The sequence below is a fragment of the Archangium sp. genome (assembly GCF_036388035.1).
Classification (GTDB): domain Bacteria; phylum Myxococcota; class Myxococcia; order Myxococcales; family Myxococcaceae; genus Archangium.
Genome location: NZ_DASVSO010000836.1, coordinates 1 through 19,353 on the forward strand (window position 1 = coordinate 1; position 19,353 = coordinate 19,353).

At 69.7% G+C, this 19,353-nt stretch carries 19 protein-coding genes; 5 read left to right on the top strand and 14 right to left on the bottom strand.

Going from position 1 to position 19,353, the window contains the following annotated elements; all coding sequences use genetic code 11:
• The 5 genes from VF697_RS34480 to VF697_RS34500 all read right to left on the bottom strand — a co-directional run.
• The coding region (locus tag VF697_RS34480) for a hypothetical protein (RefSeq protein ID WP_331101738.1) at positions 1–205 on the bottom strand (205 nt) is incomplete at its 3' end.
• 208 nt (positions 206–413) lie between these two features.
• The gene (locus VF697_RS34485) at positions 414–1,262 is read right to left on the bottom strand and encodes a cyanophycinase (protein WP_331101740.1); all 849 of its coding nucleotides are present in this window, start codon (positions 1,260–1,262) and stop codon (positions 414–416) included.
• Positions 1,259–2,374 carry an amidohydrolase family protein gene (locus VF697_RS34490; protein ID WP_331101742.1) on the bottom strand — a complete coding sequence of 372 codons (1,116 nt, stop codon included), beginning with the start codon at positions 2,372–2,374 and terminating at the stop codon, positions 1,259–1,261. Before VF697_RS34490 ends, VF697_RS34485 begins: the two co-directional genes overlap by 4 nt.
• Positions 2,375–2,388: 14 nt before the next feature.
• The gene (cphA, locus tag VF697_RS34495; protein ID WP_331101744.1) at positions 2,389–5,046 is read right to left on the bottom strand and encodes a cyanophycin synthetase; all 2,658 of its coding nucleotides are present in this window, start codon (positions 5,044–5,046) and stop codon (positions 2,389–2,391) included.
• Positions 5,047–5,128: 82 nt separating this feature from the next.
• Positions 5,129–5,803: a DUF2231 domain-containing protein gene (locus VF697_RS34500; RefSeq protein WP_331101746.1), complete on the bottom strand. Its 675-nt coding sequence runs from the start codon at positions 5,801–5,803 to the stop codon at positions 5,129–5,131.
• A gap of 164 nt (positions 5,804–5,967) precedes the next feature.
• On the opposite strand from VF697_RS34500, the gene VF697_RS34505 reads away from it, so the two are divergent.
• Positions 5,968–6,183: a hypothetical protein gene (locus VF697_RS34505; protein WP_331101748.1), complete on the top strand. Its 216-nt coding sequence runs from the start codon at positions 5,968–5,970 to the stop codon at positions 6,181–6,183.
• 54 nt (positions 6,184–6,237) lie between these two features.
• Here the strand turns inward: VF697_RS34505 and VF697_RS34510 are convergent, their stop codons facing one another.
• Both VF697_RS34510 and VF697_RS34515 read right to left on the bottom strand, forming a co-directional pair.
• Entirely contained in the window at positions 6,238–7,347 is a 1,110-nt protein-coding gene (locus VF697_RS34510) for a UTP--glucose-1-phosphate uridylyltransferase (RefSeq protein WP_331101750.1), read from the bottom strand.
• Between the two features lie 153 nt (positions 7,348–7,500).
• Complete coding sequence (locus VF697_RS34515; RefSeq protein ID WP_331101752.1) at positions 7,501–8,529, bottom strand: cyanophycinase; 1,029 nt, start codon at positions 8,527–8,529, stop codon at positions 7,501–7,503.
• A 320-nt stretch (positions 8,530–8,849) separates the two neighbouring features.
• Between VF697_RS34515 and VF697_RS34520 the strand changes: the two genes are divergently transcribed.
• The 4 genes from VF697_RS34520 (at position 8,850) to VF697_RS34535 (ending at position 12,114) form a co-directional block, all read left to right on the top strand.
• On the top strand, positions 8,850–9,710 hold the full coding sequence (locus VF697_RS34520) for a hypothetical protein (protein WP_331101754.1): 861 nt from the start codon (positions 8,850–8,852) through the stop codon (positions 9,708–9,710).
• Positions 9,710–10,600 (top strand): type VI immunity family protein, encoded by an 891-nt coding sequence (locus tag VF697_RS34525; RefSeq protein ID WP_331101756.1) that lies wholly within the window; start codon positions 9,710–9,712, stop codon positions 10,598–10,600. Before VF697_RS34520 ends, VF697_RS34525 begins: the two co-directional genes overlap by 1 nt.
• 145 nt (positions 10,601–10,745) lie before the next feature.
• Positions 10,746–11,447: a DUF2339 domain-containing protein gene (locus VF697_RS34530; protein ID WP_331101758.1), complete on the top strand. Its 702-nt coding sequence runs from the start codon at positions 10,746–10,748 to the stop codon at positions 11,445–11,447.
• A gap of 1 nt (position 11,448) precedes the next feature.
• Positions 11,449–12,114: a hypothetical protein gene (locus VF697_RS34535; protein WP_331101759.1), complete on the top strand. Its 666-nt coding sequence runs from the start codon at positions 11,449–11,451 to the stop codon at positions 12,112–12,114.
• Here VF697_RS34535 and VF697_RS34540 read toward each other — a convergent pair.
• The 7 genes from VF697_RS34540 to VF697_RS34570 all read right to left on the bottom strand — a co-directional run.
• Complete coding sequence (locus VF697_RS34540; protein WP_331101761.1) at positions 12,098–12,721, bottom strand: hypothetical protein; 624 nt, start codon at positions 12,719–12,721, stop codon at positions 12,098–12,100. The genes VF697_RS34535 and VF697_RS34540 overlap by 17 nt on opposite strands.
• A gap of 47 nt (positions 12,722–12,768) precedes the next feature.
• Positions 12,769–13,284 (bottom strand): ureidoglycolate lyase, encoded by a 516-nt coding sequence (locus VF697_RS34545; protein ID WP_331101763.1) that lies wholly within the window; start codon positions 13,282–13,284, stop codon positions 12,769–12,771.
• On the bottom strand, positions 13,281–13,613 hold the full coding sequence (uraH, locus tag VF697_RS34550) for a hydroxyisourate hydrolase (protein ID WP_331101765.1): 333 nt from the start codon (positions 13,611–13,613) through the stop codon (positions 13,281–13,283). Before uraH ends, VF697_RS34545 begins: the two co-directional genes overlap by 4 nt.
• Before the next feature lie 11 nt (positions 13,614–13,624).
• On the bottom strand, positions 13,625–15,187 hold the full coding sequence (alc, locus tag VF697_RS34555) for an allantoicase (RefSeq protein WP_331101767.1): 1,563 nt from the start codon (positions 15,185–15,187) through the stop codon (positions 13,625–13,627).
• Positions 15,188–15,190: 3 nt separating this feature from the next.
• Positions 15,191–16,549, bottom strand: coding sequence for an allantoinase AllB (gene allB / locus VF697_RS34560; protein WP_331101769.1), 1,359 nt, complete (start codon positions 16,547–16,549; stop codon positions 15,191–15,193).
• A gap of 20 nt (positions 16,550–16,569) precedes the next feature.
• Complete coding sequence (locus VF697_RS34565; protein ID WP_331101771.1) at positions 16,570–18,153, bottom strand: urate hydroxylase PuuD; 1,584 nt, start codon at positions 18,151–18,153, stop codon at positions 16,570–16,572.
• A 141-nt stretch (positions 18,154–18,294) separates the two neighbouring features.
• The coding region (locus tag VF697_RS34570; RefSeq protein ID WP_331101773.1) for a fatty acid desaturase at positions 18,295–19,353 on the bottom strand (1,059 nt) is incomplete at its 5' end.

Consider the following 19,353-nt stretch of genomic DNA (forward strand, 5'->3'; position numbering starts at 1 on the left):
CGCCCGTGCCGCCGATGTCGCCCCCCGTGCTGCCCGTGTCACCGCCGCCCGAGCCGCCCGTCATGCTTCCACCACCAACGGTATCGGAGCTGCCCTGGCCCGCGCCGCCCGTTCCCTGCTGGTCACCCCCGCCGCCCTTGCACCCCGCACCGAAGAGGAACGCCGCAGCCAACGCGCCAACGAACACAGTCTTGAACTGCCTCATGATCAATCCTCCCGAATAGGCACTCCCAAACAAGGTTAGGTACGATGCACACGCCGCAGCACTGGACTCCAAGACAAGGCCCCGGGCTCGACGTTTCCGTCATCCCCCTGGCCGCCAGCCGGACGGCACGACGAACGAGCGCTACGGCCACGGCAAGGCGCTCCTGGTGGGGGACCGGCAGCCCTGGCGGCCGGGCTAGAGCTCGGTGTCACCCCTGGTTGACGTCATCGGTGGCGGCCGCTGCGGGAGGGATGGGCTTGCGCTCCTTCAGGCTGAAGCGGTCGTCGCGGCCCAGCACATGGACGCGCGCGTTGTGGACGGTGAAGATGCCCTCGGCGTGCCGGTCGGACACGTTGGTGTAGTGGATGCCCGTGCCGTCGATGACGTAGACGGCGCCCGTGCCGAGCACGGTGAACTCCTCGTCATTCCTCCGCACGAGGATGGCGGTGTCCTCGTCGAGGCCGATGCCCAGGTTGTGGGGATTGTGCGCGACGGCGCCCATCAACCGCCCGAAGCGACCGCGCTGGGAGAAGTGCGAGTCCACGACCACCCCCTTGAGCAGCCCGAGCCCCGGGGCCATGGACAGGGTGGTGAGGGAGGACGCGTTGGTGGGTCCGCCGATGAGCATCGTCTCGGACATGGCCGCCGCGCCCGCGGAGGTGCCGACGATGGGCGTCCCCTCCTCGTGCAGGGCGAAGATGCGCTCCAGCAGCGGCGAGCCCCCCATCTGGCTGGTGATGCGCAGCTGGTCGCCGCCGGTGAAGAACAGCACCGAGGCGCTCGCGAGCTTCTCCACGTTGGCCGGGTCATAGGCCTGCTCGCGGTTGCGGATGTCGATGACTTGCATCTGGCGCACCCCCAGCCGCCCGAATGCCTTGCGGTACGTCTCCGCCGTCTCCACGGGCTCCATGGAAGCCACGGTGAGGACGACGATGCACCCGCCCTCCTCGCCGAGCGCCCGCTTCGCGGCCTGACGCAGGATGGCCTTCTCCTCGTCGGACTCCTTCGCCTCGCTGCCCCCGATGATCAGCAGGTCTCCCAGACGCTGCTTCCTCATGCCGCGTCTCCTGGCTTCCCCATGAGCATGCGCCCGTCGCGCACCCGCCACCGCCCTCGTGCGAAGACGTGAAGGACCTCCAGCGTACGTCCATCCAGCACCAGGACATCCCCATCCTGTCCCGGCGCGAGCCGTCCCTTGTCGCGCAGCTTCAGCGCCGCCGCGGGGTTGGCCGTGAAGAAGGGAAGCACCTGCTCGAGCGGGAGCCCGTGCTCGCGCACGGAGGCGACGAACTCCTGGTGGAGCCGGGCCGGCTCCGCGCCCGCGGTGTGGGCATCCGAGGACACGGTGAGCCGCTCGGGCACGCCCCCGTGCTCCAGGTAGTAACGCAGCCACGGGCCCAGCCCGGGGTCCACGGTGTCCATGTCCACGAAGGCGCCCCGGTGTGACAGCGAGATGGCGTCGTCCAGCAGCGCCTCGGTCCGGTTGGCGTGGGTGACGTAGAGGGAGGAGGGCTCCACCTCGTACCCGTCGAGCAGCGCGTGGAGCGGCTTCATCAGGCCCCGGCCCGGCCCGGTGTGGAAGTGGGTGACGCCGGCCTTGCCCGCCATCCTCCCGCCCACCAGCGCCTCGGACACCAGCCGCGCCAGCTCATCGAGCGTGGGGTGGCTGGAGCGCACGTCGGAGATGGCCAGCTCGCCCACGCCGATGACGCGGTCGATGAGCACCAGGTCATCCCGCACCGAGCCGGTGAGCGTGAGCGGTGGGACGTAGAAGCCCCCGGTGTAGAGGAAGGCACTCAGCCCCTGCTCCACCAACTGGCGCACCTTGCCCACGAGCGCGCCCAGGTGCCGCGTGGTGCCATCCGTCCCCAGGCAGCCCACCACGGTGGTGATGCCCGCGAGCAGCAACTGCTCCAGGGACACCTCGGGCATGCGGCTGGCGAAGCCCTTCTCCCCGCCAGCGCCGATGAGGTGCTGGTGGGGGTCCACGAAGCCGGGAACGACGAGGCCGCCCCGGGCATCCACCACCTCGAAGGGCAGCCCGAGCGCGGCCAGCGCGGCCTCGTCCACATCTCCCAGCCGGGCCACGCGCTCGCCCACCAGCAGCACCGACTGGACTCCCGCCGGTGCCGGGGTGTGGAGGACTCCGTTGCGGATGAGGGTGAGCACCGGGCCCGCTCCGCCTATTCGTAGCTCCGCGACACCGGGGCCTCGCACGCGCCCGCCTCGCCCACCTCCACGTCGGCGAGCGCCTCGAGAATCTGAAGCGCCTCATCCACTTCATCCGCGATGACGACCAGCCGGTCCCCGGCCCGGGTGAGCTGGAAGCCGCGGATGATGCCCTCGCGATGGGTCGGGACGATGTGGTGGGGCGTCTCCGGGTTCAGGCAGCTGCGCATCAACTCGGGGACCTCCCGCTCCGCGCGCCCGCGGAGGTTCTTCAGGTCATGGAGCACGTACTCGTCGACGATGGGGAGCGACTCCCTGACGGTGGCCAGGAGGTCCTCGTCCCTGCGGTCTCCCGGCAGGCCAATCACCATCACCGTGCGGCGGGTGGGGTCGTGGGGCAGCGCCTCGGCGATGGCGCGCATGGCCGCGACGTTGTGTCCGTAGTCCAGGATGACCTGCCGCCCCCCGAGCCCGAGGAGGTTGAAGCGGCCCGGGGCCATGCGGTGGTCCGAGCGGAACGTCGTCAGTCCGCGCACGATGAGGGCGGGGTTGAGCCCCTGGGCCCAGGCCGCCGCGGTGGCCGCGAGCGCGTTCTCGAGCTGGAAGCGGATGGCCCCTCCGGCGGCGAAGGCGATGCGATCCAACTCCACCAGGCGCTGCTGGCGTCCCTCCCGGGCCGTGATGATGGCGCCGTCCTCGACGAACACACCGCGGCCGCCCTGGGCCAGGTGCGCCTGGAGGATGACGTTGTCCGGGCCGCGCGCGAAGTAGACGACCTTGCCATGGCAAGCGGCCGCCATCTCCGCCACCAGCGGGTCATCCGCGTTGAGCACCGCGTGGCCGTCCTTGGCCACCGACTCGATGACGACCTGCTTCACCCGCGCGAGCTGCTCCAGCGTGTTGATGCCACTGATGCCCAGGTGGTCCGGGCTGACGTTGGTGACGACCCCCACGCTGCACCAGTCGAAGCCGAGCCCCTCGCGCAGGATCCCCCCGCGCGCCACCTCGAGCACCGCCACCTCCACGCGGGGGTGCAGGAGGACGGCCTGGGCGCTCTTCGGACCCGAGCAGTCGCCCTCGAGGATGCGCTCGCCGCGGATGTAAGTGCCGTCGGTGCAGGTGAAGCCCACGGCCTGGCGCGCCGTCTCGTACATGTGCGCCACCAGCCGGGTGACGGTCGTCTTCCCGTTGGTGCCGGTGACGGCGATGATGGGGATGCGCGAGGGCGCCCCATTCGGGTAGAGCGACTCCACGATGGGCTCGCCCACGTCGCGCGGGATGCCGTGCGTCGGCTGCAGGTGCATGCGCAGTCCCGGCGCCGCGTTCACCTCGACGATGGCCCCGCCCTGCTCGCTCACCGGACGCCGGATGTCCTTGCAGAGCAGGTCGATACCGGCCACGTCCAGGTTGAGCACCTGCGCGGCGAGCTCGGCCATGCGCGCGTTGCTCGGATGCACCTCGTCCGTCACGTCCGTGGCGGTGCCGCCGGTGGACAGGTTGCAGTTCTGACGCAGCTTGACGACCTGGCCCGCCTCGGGGACGGACTCCAGCGTGAGGCCCTGCTGGCCGAGCACCACCTGTGCGGCGTCATCCAGCCGGATGCGGGTGAGCGAGCTGCTGTGGCCCGGGCGTCGGCGCGGATCCTTGTTGGCTACCTCGACGAGCTGCGCCACCGTCTTCCGGCCGTCGCCGATGACCTGCGCGGGGTCTCTCCGCGCCGCGGCCACCATCTTCCCGTTGACGACGAGGAGGCGGTAGTCGTCTCCCTCGATGTGCCGCTCGACGAGCACGTCACCGCGGAACTGGTTGGCGACCTCGTAGGCCGCGCGCACCTCGGCCTCGGAGCGCAGGTTGACCATCACGCCCTTGCCCTGGTTGCCCGCCTCCGGCTTGAGGATGACGGGCAGCCCCAGCTCCTGGGCCACCTCCCAGGCCTCGTCCGCCGAGTTCACCGTGCGGCCCTCGGGCACGGAGATGCCCACGTTGCGCAGCACGCGGTTGGTGAGGGGCTTCTCCTGGCAGATCTCCACCGCCAGGGCGGACGTGTCGGACGTCTGCGAGGCGAGGATGCGTTTCTGGTGGATGCCGTAGCCGAGCTGCACCAGGCTGCCGGTGGGCGTGAGCCGGCGCACGGGAATCTTCCGGCGGCGCGCGGCATCCACGATGGCACGGGTGCTGGGGCCGAGCCGGTAGTCGTCGGCCATGTCACGCAGGCGCTCGAGCTCCCCGGCCACGTCGAAGGGCTCGTCGAACATGGCGGCGAGCGTCAGCGCCAGCGCCGTCTTGAAGGCCTCGCGCGCGGGCTCCTCCTCCTCGTAGGCGACGATGACGTTGTACACCCCCGTCTCGCCCGTGCCCCGCGCGCGGCCGTAGCCCACGTTGAAGCCCATCTCGTTCTGGAGGGCGATGGTGACGTGCTCGGTGATGTGCGCGAGGTACGTGCCGCGCCGCAGCCGCTCCACGAACCCACCGGGCTTGCCGATGCTGCACTCGTGCGTGTGCAGCCCCGGCACCCAGGCCGTCAGCCGTTCGACAAAACCTGGAAAGGAATTGCTCGGCCGCGTCTCGAGCGGACCGATGTCCAGCTCGACACGCAACACCGTCTTGTATGCGTAGAGGTTGGGACCACGCAGAGCTTGAACCCGGCGAACCGTTACGCCATGGGATGTCATGTGAGAGCACCTCTCCTAGAATTTTAGGAGTAGGGGTGAATGTGGGCTCCCTCCAGTGTCCCCGAGGCCAATGGCCAGGCAGTCAGCGCAGGGACTGATGCTCGGAGGGCTCGAGGGTGACGTCCTGCGTCAAGGCCGCGTCCCCCATCAAGGGCTCCTCATTGCCCCCGCCAAAGCCCTTGGCGCCGGAGGCCAGCGGGTCCGTGCCCGACACGAGGCGCCTCGCCCGACCGAGCAACCAGCGCATGCCGAGGAAGGCGTCGCGCAGGAGGGCCCCGGGTGCCTCGCGGGACAGGAGCGGTGGCCCCTTCACCGTGCCCACCGCGGCGTCCGTCGGCATCGGGTTGATGCCCACGCCCAGCTCATAGACCATCTTGCCGCCGAGCGTGGCCGTGTACAGGGCCACCGCGTTGGCGGCCAACCCGAGCAGGCTCTGGCCGAGCGAGGGCGGCCGGCGCAGCCGCCACAGCGTCACGCCGACGGCGCCCAGCGTGACGCAGGCATTGCCCAGGCCATGGAGGAACACCATGTCCCGCGCGCGAGGCTCCCCGAGCTTCACCTCCTGGGAGGCGGCCAGCCCGGCCAGCCCCGAGAAGAGGGCGCTCAACGTGCCGGCCACCCACAGCCGCCGGCCCACCTTCGCCCAGGCCTGGTCTCCGCTCACCACCGCGATGCAGTCGGCCACCGTGGCGGTGGGCAACAGGGCCAGCGGGGCATGGACCACGGCGGGGTGCAACTCGTGAAGCAGCATCTTCATGGACTCTCCTCCCTGTGTTCGGGAGGGTAGGCACCGCCGGGCGCTCTCCACCTCGTCCCGAGCAACCGACCCGGGGGCCCGCCCCCCTGCTCGCCGCCATCCGCTGCGCGCGAACGCCTTCCCGTGAACACCTTCCGGGGGCAGGTCGAGCAGCGAGGCACACCATGGCGGAGACAGACACGAAACAGGACGCCCCGGCGGCAGGGGACGAGCGGGTGCCCCAGGAGGACACCCCCTCGGAGGAAGCCCGCGCGGCCCAATCGCACGCGGTCCCCTCCACGCTGGCGGGGAAGGCCACGGCGACCGAAGAGGAGATCGCCGGGCGCGCGCAGGACACCATCACCGACGACGACGGGCGCTACCTGGAGCCACCAGACTGAAGGAGCGCGAGAAGCGCCCCGTCGTCCGCGAAGCCAGCGAGGCCCCCGTCTTCCTCAGAGGGCCTCGAGGCGCGGGCGGAGCCGTGCCGCCACGCGCGGGAGGTCATCGGGCTCCTTCACCGGCTCGAACCGGCTGGTGGCGGGGTCCGTCCGGCTCACCTCGACGAAGACGACGGGGAAGAGCGGCTGACCATCGGGGCGGGTGAGGCTGCTGGCCTCCGCCGTCACCTGCTCGAGCTGAATCACCGGCTGCCCGTCCACCTTCTTGGAGACCGCCCGGTAGGGGATGGGGATGTCCTTACGGAGCATCGCCTCCAGGTCGAAGGAGATGTTGTTGGTCGAGATGAAGGGGTGCTGGGCCGGGTCCACCTTCTCGACGAGTTGGAGCAGCCCATTGAGGCGCAGCGGCGCCGCGCCCGCGTCGAGCGCCCCGCTGGGATTCTTCCGCGGCGTCACCTCCACCGTCATGGCCTTGCCCAGCTTCAGGTGCATGCCGATGACGACCGGGTCGAGCGTCGCCGCCAGGTTGTCCACGTTGGAGAAGTACACGCAGCGCACGCCGCGTCGGCGCAGCTCCTCCCCCACCCCGCTCTCCCGCAGCGCCCGGAAGACATCTCCGTGCCCGGAGGGGGCGAACGAGAGCTTGCCGTCCGCGCCCTTGAACAGCTCGCCGCTCGCCGTGAGCCGCGGCAGCATGCGCTGACGGAAGAGGAACACGCCCTCCTGCGCGCCCCGCTTCGCCAGGTGCGCGGAGATGTCCTCGTGGGTGAGGAAGGACGTCATCAGCGCCACGGGCACCGGACGCCCGAAGCGCTCTCCCAGCCGGCGCGCCTCGGACAGCTTGAAGTCGAGGAAGGTGCGCTCGCCCACCACCGGGACGAGCCCCTTCACCCCGCCGCCAAAGCGCGTCCCGGCGCCACCGGCCACCACGAGGGCGGCCACCTGCCCCTGGCGGAAGGCTTCCTCCCCGCGCTTGCGGTACTCCTCGTACTCGGGGGTGCCCTCGCGGGGGAGCGGCTGGATGTCGCCCTGCTGGGGCGGCTCGAGGGAGCCGGTGAGGGGGGCGGTCGCGGCGAGCTCTCCGCGTTTGAACTGGGCGAGCAGCTCTCGGAAGCTCGCGGCGTCGAAGCCGTCACGGGCGAGTTGCGGATTGTCGAGATCCATAGCGGTCGGTTGGCCTGTCACGGGGCAAAGGTTCCGCGCACCTCCATGATGCGCATGGTCCTTTGAACCAAGATAAACCGGTCCGGCAAGCGGTCAGCCATGCAATCTGCACGCGAACCGTCATCATCGAACACTCACGGGCGCCCGGCCGCGTCAGGCGTGGGCCTCGCCCTGGTGGTGGCGCTCCTCGGTCCTGGCGATCTTCTTCTCCACGGCCTTGGCGAACTCGTGCGATGGGCGACGGGTCCGGAGATCGTAGTTATCGCCCTGGCTCAGGACGTGGAGCCGGACGTTGAAGAGCGAGAGGGTCCGCTCCCGCTCCTCTTCCGCCACGTTGGTGTAGGTCACATCCTCGGCGTCGGCGACATAGACGGCGCCCGAGCCGATGACGGTGAGGTGCTCCTCCCGCTCGACGACGACCGCCGTGTCCTCGTCGATTCCCAGCCCGATGAAGCGCGGGTTCTGGGCCACCGCGCCCAGGAGCCGGCCGATGCGCCCGCGCTCGGCGAAGTGCTGGTCGATGATGACGTCCCGGATGAAACCGAGTCCCGGAGCCATCTGCAGCGTCTCGCCAATCTTGTGGCTCTCCCGACTGGTGCCGGACACGAGCATGGTGTCGGCCATCACGGCCGCGCCGGCCGACGTCCCCGCCACCGTGCCGCCGCGGCGGTAGAACTCCTCGACCGCGGCGCACAGCCGGGTGCCCGCGAAGCGCGTGGTGATCTTGAGCTGCCCGCCGCCGGTGAAGAAGAAGACGTCGGCCCCATCGAGCAGTTGGAGGGGTGGGTCGAGCAGCAGATCCGCGCGCCGTTCGATGTCGAGGTGGACGACGTCCGAGCACCCGAGGTCCCGAAAGGCGTGCTCGTACACCTCCCAGAGCTCCCCGGGCACGTCGCTCGCCACCGTGCAGACCACCACGCGGCCACCCCGTGCGCAGTTGGTCACCTGGCGCAGGATGAGACGCTCGCTCTCCTTGTCCTCGTGTCCCCCGATGATGATGAGCCGCCCCTTGACCGGTCGCCGCTGATCGGCGGGCGACATGGTCCGCGCGGGAGGCATGCTGTCGGCCTCGCCGGTCTGCTCCGTCTGGGTCCGGCGCAGGGCCATGCTCTCGCGTCGCGTCGTGGTGCCGTTGTGCCCGTTGCCGGCCTTCCGCTTCTTTCCAGGAGTTGCTCGTGCCATGTCTCTCGCCCCGCCGCTCCGGACGCTCCTCTTCGAGGAACGGTCCTGCCGGGAGGCGACCGGAGGTAGTGGCCCTGAGTCCAATGGGGCGTCTCACACGGCTAGCGCATCAGCGGGTCGAGCCACGAACGCCCCCCTGCCTCCACGGTGGGCAAGCGTGTGTCCTCGACCCGTTCAGCGCGTTGGCGAGCCGAGGCCACTTCACCCGGCGAGACCACCGGAAACAGCCCTCACTTCTGGACGTCCAGAAGTGAGGTAGGCAAAAGCGAGATTTCACTTCTGGACATCCAGAAGTGAAGTCCGCGTAGGAGGGCCTTCGCATGTCCGCCCGATTCATTCGGCCGCCCCTCCGTGCCGGGCGACAACGCCTGCTCGTGTTCGGTGTGCCGGGCACGCTCGCGCTCGCACTGCTGGCGGGATGCGCCACGGGGACGAGCCATCGCGCACCGGGTCACTACGCCCAGAGCGCGGACTCGGCCACGAGTGGCTGCCTGCGCAATCCCGCTTGCTACACCACGCCACCGGGCGAAGAGGCGCTCATCCCCTGGCTGTCGCGCTCCGTGGACGTGGTGCGCACGGCCGTCACCGTGATGAAGGTGCTGGAAGGCGCGGAGATCGCACGCGTCGAGCAGATCCTGACCGAGTGCGCCAACGCCGCGCATCACCACGTCAACGCGGAGGACGAGGAACTGAAAGGACGGAGCCCTGACAAGGACGAGTGCAAGAAGGTGGTCCTACGGGAGGGCGATACGAAAGTGACACGGGCCATGGAGCTCGGAAGAAGGAAGCACGAGGTAGCCCTCGAATGCGCTCGGAAAGAGTTCGCCAGGCTCTTCCCTGAGAACGTCAGCGTGGAGCCGCGCTATCAAAAGGACCCGAACACGGGGAGGTGGCAGTGGCTCGATCCCAGGCAGGTGGCGGAGTGGCTGCGCAACGGGCTCACCGGCAAGCTGTGGGGGTCGTTGGTTCCCGACATCGTGATTCACGCCTTGGGCAATCCGAACAAGGTCCAGCGCGTCTACGACTTCAAATTCCCCTGCCCCAATGAAAACCGGCCTTCTTGGGGAACATACGCCCGAGGCCAGCCGCATCATCCAAAGGATCAGGGGCAGATGTACAAAGAGGCTCTTCTTGGAGGAGAGCTCGATCCTCGATTCGCCACTCCCCTTGGAATCCAATGATGAGCGAGCACTACCCGAGCATACGGATCTACAACTGCATCGACGAGAGACGCTCCCTGCTCATTCGGGAGAGCGTGAGCATCACCTTCTACATGAAGCGCTCCCACCAGGAAGTGGTGCAGGCCGTATTGCGATCCTTGGAGGTGTACCGCCTCGCAGTGGGGCCACAGAAGCTCGGTTGGTACGCTGATCCGTATAGCGGCGACTGGGACGAACTCGACGACAAAGGATGGGCGTACATCCGACAGCAAATGCTCGAGGAACCCGCCACCTCCATGTGGCTGAGCGAACTGCCCACCACCACAGGATATGACGTCATCTACCGAGGCAACCTGCTAGACATCTGTGAGACGGACGCGGTGAGCGCAATCTCTTTCCTGCTCCCCACGGAGTACCTGGAGGAGCACGGACCGGCGCGAGCGCGGAAGCTGGCGCTGGAGTTGGCGGCGGAACTGCCCTTCAACTCTGGCCATGCCGGGCTCTGCTTCAACTTCCCAGAAGGTCTCCTCGGCACTGCCGGAGCCCTCCACGACATGCGCTTCCGCTACCCGGGCCTGGACGTTCCGGAAGTGCGTTCCACCTCCTACTCCATTGGCCTGCGGGTCGACGGAGTGCATTGGATGAACTTCCTGGGCCAGCCCGTGTTGGGAGCGCTGGGCGGCGCGGCGGGCCTGCGCACACGCCTACACTCCCCCGACACCACCGTGCAGGAGCTCGGCAACGAGCAGGCCGTGGTGACACTGGGTCAATGGCCGGAGGCAGGAGACCTGGAGCAGGGCCACACGCTGCCGGCGTATCGCGAGCTGGCGCATGTGCTGGAGCCCTGGCTGTACCTGGATCGTCACTCCGACGAGGATCTACGGCGCTGGGAGCGCCGCTTCCTCGACTGACGCCTCGCTGCACACCGCACGCGGTGCCTGTGCGAGCCGTTGCACAAGCGCTGCACACCGCGCCTTCGCCTTCCCTCTGCGTGACGCACGGTGCCATGGCTGGCGCGCGAGGTGCAGTGAGCCCTCCTCCCGGAGGGTTCAATCCATGAGCGCGACGATGGCAACGAAGTGGGATGTGCGGGTACTCGCCGTGACGGGGGCGGGGCTGATGGGGCTCGCGGGCGTGTTCCTGTGGAGGGACTTGCAGGTGCCGCACGAGCTGCTGCTCGCGGTGGCCGCGGTGCTGGCCTCGGGGGTGGCCCTGGCCGAGGTGCCCCGGCAGCGCCCGCTCGCCGGTCCCATCGCCCTGCTCGTCACCGGCCTCGTCGGCGGCCTGTGGTACGCGGGAGCGAAGTCCGGGCTGCTGCTGCCGGGCCTGGGGCTCACCGTCCTCGCCACCGCTGTCACCGTGGCACGCACCTGGCGCCGCACCGAGGCGCGCGAGGACAAGCTGCAGGGCGTGCTCCTCTGGTACGGACTGACGGCGGCGGTGCTCGCGGCCTCGTGGGCCTTCTACTTCCACTTCTTCACCCTGGGCTTCGCCTCCAACGACATCGGCCGCCGGCTGGTGCTCACCCTGGGCTGGCTCGTCGCGGGCGTGGGGCTCGTGGTGTACGGCCGCAACCGGGGCGAGGGCGTCATCCGCGACGCGGGCTTCGCCTTCCTCGCCGTGGCCGTGGGCAAGGCGCTGGTCTATGACACCACGCACCTGAGCGGCATGCTGCGCGTCGCGGGCCTGGCCGGCGCGGGCGCCCTCATGCTCGGCGGCGCGTGGCTGTCCACCCACCGTCAGGCCCGGAGCGCCTGACATGGGGGCCCTCACCGCACTCGTGCTGGTGCTCGCCACCGGCACGCCCCAGCCCGCCTGCTTCGTCCCCTCCGACCAGACGGCGGGGTGGAAGCGCGTGGAGCTGCCGGAGGGGGCCTCGGCCCTCGCCGCCCCGGAGGACGTGGACCAGTTCCGCTCCGGCGAGCCCGCGCTCTTCCTCCAGGAGGACGCCTCCGCGTACCTCGGCGCCGACAGGGTGCACCCGGGCCGCATGGCGTATGACTTCCGGGTGCCCCGGGACGCACGCCGGCTGGAGCTCGGCTTCCTCGAGGACCTGCGCGGCGCGAAGGTGGACGCCGTGGCCTACAGGGGCGGCCGCGCCTTCCCACTGCTCGACGAGAAGCGGCTGGGGGGCACTCAGCTCGCGCTGGAGTGGACGATGGAGGGGGTGGACCAGGTGCGGGTGTCCGTCCACCACCACTTGCGCGAGAAGCCGGTGGTGCGCTCGTGGCGGGTGGTGCGCCTGCTGAAGCCCTCGGAGGCTCCGGCCATGCCCGAGTCCTTCCGCGCCCCGCGCTCGCTCTACTTCCACCACCCGGGTGGGCGGCGGCTCGAGCTGTGCGATGCGCCCGGGCGCACGCTGCGACTCACCCACTGGCCCGAGGGCCCCGGCGCCACGCAGGTGACACTCACGCCTCGGCGCTGAGCTGGCCCCGGAGCTTCAGGACGTACAAGCAGTCCCGCTCCGTGCGCCCGCGTCCCACCACCAGGCCCTCGCGCAGCAGGACGGTCTGCTCCATGGCGTCGTGGAAGTGGACCAGGGGGGTGGGCTCCAGCCTCCGGTGGAGCGCGTAGGGCCCTTCCCCCAACGCCTGGTCCTCGCTCTCCAACTCACCGGGCAGGGGCAGCAGGGACTCCAGCCAGGGCGAGCCTCCGTGCGCCTCCCGCTGGCGGCGCCAGTGCTGGGCGAGCGCGAACAAGTGCGCCTCCGGATGGCTCCAGGGGCCCGTACCGCCGGGGGTGAAGTGCGAGGCCGTATCGGGCGCATCGAACCAGCGCAGGCGGTTGTGGAGACACTGGAAGAGCGCCTCGGGGTGCTCGCGCAGGAAGGGGGCGTCGAGCGCGAGCGCGTTCCGCAGGATCCGCAGCGTCCTGGGCCCGACCGTGGGGCCGCCCTCCAGTCCCAGCCGGGACTCGGGAGGAAGGCGCGCGAGTGCCTCGTCCAAGGCGGCCAGGAGAGCCTCCACGCCCTGGGTGCTCACGAGCTGCTCGAGGGTGGAGAGTGAGGCGAGGGAGTGGAGCTCGAGACGCATGGGCACTCCGGGGTCTGGGAACTTGGGGGTGCGCCTGAAGGCGCGCGTCAGCCCTCGACGCTGATCAACAGCGGCTCGGAGAGCTGGCGCACCACGCAGTCCCCCGAGCCGCCATCCTCCCAGGCGAGCATGGCGAACTCCGCCGGGCCATCGAGCGCGATGATGGGGTGGTGCCACACGCCGAGGTGGTAGTTCACGCCCTGGCCGGGGCCGCAGACGAACGCGGCGAGTCGCTCCACCTCCGGGCCGCCCGAGGGAGCGGTCGGCGCGACGCACACCAGGAACCGCGCGCAGACCATGGGCAGGAAGGCCTGGCTCGAGTGCGGGTGGTGCTCGAGCAGCTTCACCGTGAACGGCAGCGTCTGCGGCACCGAGCGGAACACCGCGAGGTTGGGCTTCGCGCCGCCGCGATCGCTCTCCAACCTCGCCGACCAGTCGAAACGCACCGCCGTGCCCTGGTTCGCCGACGAGCCGCTCTTCAGCCCCGCGGAGACGACGTCTCCATACGGCGCGAAGGCGTCCGGAGTCAGCGGTCGTGCGCGGATGACCCGAGGCGTGCTCATGAGCCGCGGTACGTCGAGAAGCCGAACGGGTTGAGCAACAGCGGCACGTGGTAGTGCTCCGAGGGCGCGTTCACCCGGAAGTCCACCGACACCGAGGGATAGAAGCTCTCGGTGCCGAGCCGCGCGTAGTACGGCGCGACCTCGAAGGAGATCCGATACACACCCGCCGAGGGAATCGACTCCAGCAGGGGCTTCACGCGTCCGTCCGCGTTCGTCACCCCGCGGGCGAGCTCCTTCCACCCACTGTCCTGCTGCGCGTGCAGCGTCACCGTGACGCCCTCCGCGGGGCGACCCCGGGAGGTATCCAGGATGTGCGTGCTGATGCCCATGTGCCTCTCCTTCAGCGTCCCGTCATCTGCTCGCGCAGCCACTTCTCGAGCCGCACGCGGATGATCTTCGCCTGCTCCGCGGCGGCGGTCTCCACTTCCTCGGTCTTCTCTCGCGGCAACCGCTGCTCGAGGAGGGCCAGCATCTCCGGCGCGCTCTTCCCCGTCGCGAAGACGATGAAGATGAACCCGAACTTCTCGAAGTACTCGTCGTTGAGCTTCGCGAGCCGCTCCAGGGTCTCGGTGTCCGCCTGAGCCACCGCGCGCTGCTCCCCCTTGCTCCATTCCGCGGACTTCTCGCTCTGGGGCGCCGCCTTCTTGTTCTGGCCGATGCGCGGGTGCGCGGCGAAGGCCTCGAGGAAGTCCTTCGCCCCGAGCGACCACCACACCGCCTCCGCCGCCGCGAAGAGGGCCCGCACGCTCGCGAACGGCCGCCGTGCGAGCATCCCGTCGACCCAGGCGGAGGAGCCGCAGCAAGAGTGGAACATCGTGCGCGCCGCCGGCTCGTCGAGCGCGTTCAGGCGCCGCAGCGCCGAGCCCTCCGCCTCGGTGTCGAGCGAGTACCCGAAGAGCCGGAGCCGGTTGACGCCCCCATGCGGGAAGATGTGCACGCGCACGTGCGTGACGGGCATGGGGTAGAGCGGCTCGAGCTGGTGGCGCCGGTGCTGAACGAGCGCCGTCTTGTCCACGAGCACGCGCCAGCCACTCGGCGAGGCGGACGAGAGCAGCCCCTGCAGGATGTCCGCGGGCATGCCGCTGGCGTCCACGGCCTCGATGAGCGTGGCCTGCGGCGCGTTCCCCTTGAAGAAGTGCGTGTCGAGCTCGATGCGCTCGAGGATGCCGCGCCGCGCGAGCTTCACCACCGCCCAGTCGCTGCCCGGCGTGCGCCGCCGCTTCGTCTCCCAGCCATCGCCCATGTTCACGCCGCGTCCCGGCAGCAGCATGTTCGCCGGCGGGCCGAAGAACTCGTCGCTCTTCGCCGCGATGGTGCCCCCGTTCTCCAGGGCCCCCAGGTCCACGCTGCCCGAGCGCCAGAACGTGCGCTCCTCGGCGAGCACATCCCCGTAGATGCGCAGGCGGGCCACGCCGCCATCCGGGTAGATGCGCAGCCGCACGTGGGTGACGCGCGGGCTCGCCTTCTCGAGCGTGAAGACATTCGGGAAGTCCGGCTTCACCGCGCTCTGGTCGATCAGCGGAAACCACCGGCTGTCCTCCAGGAGCTGCGCCGGGGTGGCGGTGTACGGCGCCTCGATGCCCTCGAGGGCGATCTGCTGAGGCGCGTTGCCCTTGAAGTGGGTCGTGTCCACGAGCGCCCCGCGCACGCTCCCCGGCGCGCCCAGCCGGACGATGGCGAAGTCGTGGCCGGGCTCGCGCTTGCGCTGCGACTCCCAACCGTCCATCCACTTGCCCTTATGGGTGTACTCGCCCTCGAGCCACACCGGAGGACCCGGCTTGAGCAGGTTCTCCTTCTCGGCGAAGTAGTCGTCGGTCGCGTAGAGGACGAACGTGCCGAGCACGTCGGCCGAGAGATCCACGAGTCCCTTGAGCTCCGCGGGGACGGGCTGATGCGTCGACACGGGTTACCTCCGAACCGCCACGAAGCGGCCCACGGTGGCCGGGGGCTGGGCGGAGGCCGAGTCATACGCCATCCGTCCGCCCACGAGGGTTTTCTTCACCTGTCCGAAGAGCCGCCGGCCGGCGTACGGCGTCACGTGGTGCCGGTGACGGAGGGCGTCCGGCTGGACCTCGAAGCTCGCCGCGTCGTCCCAGAGGACCAGGTCCGCGTCGTAGCCAGGAGCGAGCCGCCCCTTCCGGTCCGAGACCCCCGCGAGCCGCGCCGGGCCCTCGACGTTCCAGCGGAGCATCTGCTCCACCGAGTGGCCACGCTCCCGGGCCAGCGTCCAGAGCACCGACAGCCCGAGTTGCAGCGAGCTGATGCCGCCCCATGCCTGGAGGAAGTCGCCTACCTCCGGCTTCTTCAGCGCGGGCGTACACGGCGAGTGGTCCGAGACCACCATGGCGATCGTCCCGTCCTCGAGCCCGCGCCAGAGCAACTCACGGTTCTCCGCCTCGCGGATGGGCGGCGCGCACTTGAAGCTCGTCGCGCCCGAGACGATCTCCTCCGCGGTGAAGGCGAGGTAGTGCAGGCACGTCTCGGCGGAGATCTGCACGCCGTCCTGTTGCGCGGCGCGGATCATCGGCAGCGCGGAGGCGCTCGAGAGGTGCACGATGTGCGCACGCGCCCGGTGCTTGCGGCACAGGTCGATGACCATCGCGATCGCCTCGTCCTCCGCCGAGCGTGGCCGGGAGCGGAGGTAGGTGCGGTAATCGCGCGGATCCTTCCCGGCGAGCTCCCGCTCCGCGGCCTCGAGCGGGCCCGGCGCCTCCGCGTGGACGAGCAGGGTCAGCCCCAGGTCCCGGAGCCGAGGCAGGGCCACCTCGAGGTCCGCGCGCGAGACATGCGGAAACTCGTCCACCCCGGACGGGCAGGTGAAGCACTTGCAGCCAGGCACGCCGAACTTCGCGAGGCCCTCGAGCGCGTCCACATTGCCCGGAATCACGCCACCCCAGAACGCCACATCGACGTGCAGCTTGCCCTCGAGCGCCGCGAGCTTCGCCTCGGCCGCCTCGCGGGTGGTGGTCGCGGGGATGCAGTTGAGCGGCATGTCGACGACGGTGGTGATGCCACCGGCCGCGGCGGCCGCGGTGGCCGTCTCGAAGCCCTCCCACTCGGTGCGCCCCGGCTCGTTGATGTGGACGTGGCTGTCGACGATGCCGGGCGTGACGATCAGGTCGCCCGCGTCGAGGACGTTCGCTCCTGGGAGCACGACGTCCACCGCCTCCACCTTGGAAATCTTCCCGTCCCGGATGTGAACCGAGGCGGGACGAAGGCCCTGCGGCGTGAGCACGCGACGGCCTCGCACGATGAACGACTGCATCTGTTTCCCCTCCGGGTTCTCTAACCTTGGGCGCCGAAGGCGCGGATGAGCTTCACGAGGCCGTCCAGCGTCTTGGCATCCTCGGCGAGCATGGGGCTCGGCGGCATCACCGGGCTCTTCCCCACCGCCGCACCGCCCTCCAGGATGATCTTCTTGAGGGCCTCGTCGGAGACGCTCTGCTGCCAGTCCTTGTCGCTGAAGTTGCGAGGCTTCGGGTTCAACGCCGCCGAGACCGCGCCATCGCCGCGCCCCTTGGGGCCGTGGCAGGTGCTGCACACGTTGGCGAAGTAGGTGCGCGAGGACTCCGGCACCTCCGCCGCGTTCAGCGCGCTCACCGTCGCCGCATCGGGAGGAGGCGGAGCGGGAATCGTCGCGGGAGGCGCGGCCAGCTCGGGCATCTTCGCGCCCTCGGGCACCTGCCCGCCCTGGGCGAACCACGCTCCGACCAGGGCGCGCTCCTCGTCCGTCATGCCCGTGAGGTTGCCGAGCGGCATCGTCTTGGTGGCCACCGCGCGCACGAAGACGCGGTCCGCGTGGGAGCGGATGGCGTCCGGCGTGTCCAGGATGACGCCCTGCGGCGGCGCGGGGAACATCGGGCTCGAGGGGCGTGCCGCGTGGCAGGTGGCGCAGCGGGTCTGCATCACAGCGGCCACCTCCTCGAACTTCACCGGCGGCTTGCCCGCGAACTGCTCGAGCGCGGGATCCGGCGGCGGTCGCGTCAGCACCATCACCCCGAGGAGCGCCAGGGCCGTGCCCGCCCACAGCACCGGCGGCGTCCTGGCGCGGAAGTTCATCGCGTACTTCAGCCCCGCGCCGACGATGAACAACAACCCCAACACCAGCCACGGCCGCGAGCTGCCGTAGGTGCTCGGGAAGTGGTTGGAGATCATCGTGAACAGCACGGGCAGCGTCAGGTAGTGGTTCTGGATGGAGCGGCCCTTGGCGCGCAGGCCGTAGCTCGTGTCCACCGGCTTGCCCTCGCGGGTCATCGCGAGCATGTGCCGTTGCGCCGGGATGATCCGGAAGAACACGTTCGCGGCCATGATCGTACCGAGAGTGGCACCCACCTGGAGGAACGCGCCGCGGGCGCTGAAGACGCGGGTGAGCGCGTACGCCAGGCCGGTGATCAGCACGAGCCCCACCGCGGCGAAGGCCCGGTTGTTCTTCGACAGCGGCGTCCTCCAGAGCAGCTCGTACACGCCGTACGCGAGCGGCAGGAGGCCCAGGCTGATGGCCAGCGCCTGCGCGTGGGTGAGCGGATAGACGCTCGGATCAATGAGCAGCGAGGCGCCGTTGAGGTGGAAGACGATGACGAGCAGCAGGAAGCCGCTGATCCACGTCGTGTAGCTCTCCCACTTGAACCAGTGGAGCGTGGCCGGCAGCTCGCCCTTGGCGAGCGACTTGCGCTTCACCACCTCGTAGAAGCCGCCGCTGTGGGTCATCCACAGCTCGCCGGTGACATCGCCCTCGCGAGGGCGGCTCGGGGCGGTGAGGTGGCTGTCGAGCCACATGAAGAGGAACGAATCTCCAATCCACATGATGGCCGCGATCACATGGACCCAGCGGACCAGGAGGTTCAGCCATTCTTGGACGACGGCGTACATGGGGCGGGACTCTACTGTGTTTCCCTCCGGGGGTTGGAACAGAGAGGCCGAGGAAGACCAGACGTGTTCGCCTGGATTTACGCGGCGCGTCATTGAAGCGGCGAGACTGCCGGGCCACCTCGAAATGAGGAGGTGGTCGCTTCAGGAGCCGGGGAAGTGATCCACTGCTGAACGTTCGGAGCCGACCGGCTGAACCTGGGCCGGCGGCCCGAACAGCGCGTGGCGCAGCGCGAGCAGGTGGAATGCGAGGTACCCCGGCAAGACGTGCGCCACCTCAGGCCCCAGCGCCCGGTGCAGCTCCGGCAGCCCATGGAACGCCACCGCGGGATAGGCGTGGTGCTCGGCGTGATAGGACATGTTCCACATCAGGAAGTGAACGAGCGCGTTCGACCGAATGGTCCGCGTGCGCTGGAGCTGGCTGCCCTCCAGGGGGAGGCCCGTGTGTTCCGGCATCACGAACAACCCCAGCAACAGGTGAGCAATGGGCCACGCGAGCAGCACGTGGCCGAATCCGGGCACGAAGCCCAGCCCCCCGAGCAGCAGCGCGCCCCAGAGCACGAGGACCAGGCGGCTCTCCCACTGGACGCGCCTTCTCCGGTCCACCCGAACGAACGGAAACAGCTTCTCCCACTGGGCCGGGGCGAACAGCACCGCCGACGCCAAGGTGAACAGCGCCTTGCCGACCAGCAGCCCCTGGCCCAACGCACGCGCCAGATAGAGCCCGAGGTTTCGCGGCCACCCCTCGAGAAGCCATGGCGCGGCGGCGATCTCCGGATCGTGTTCCAGCGACTGCGTGGACCGGTGGTGTTGCCAGTGGAACTCACGGAAGAAGCTGGGCGCCTGCAGCATCAGGAACGCGCTCAGCCACACGAGCCCCTCATTCAACAGGCCGCTGCGAAACGCGGTGCGGTGCCCCGCCTCGTGCAACGCGGGAAAGAAGGAGACCAGGGCCACCCCGCACAGGAGGACGGCTGCCATCCACCCTGGATGGCCCCTGTCCGCCAGCCATGCGGTTGCCGCCGCCGAGCCCAAGAACAGCGGCACCTGGAGCGCCACGCGCGCCCACCCTGGCGCGTTCCGTCGCTCCATCCACCGTTGCAACTCCTGCTTCGAGACGCGTGCGCTCTCCCAGCGGTCCGCTTCCATCCTCGCGACGGTAGCACTCTCAACTCGCGAGAACGCTTTCTCGAATCGGGCGAG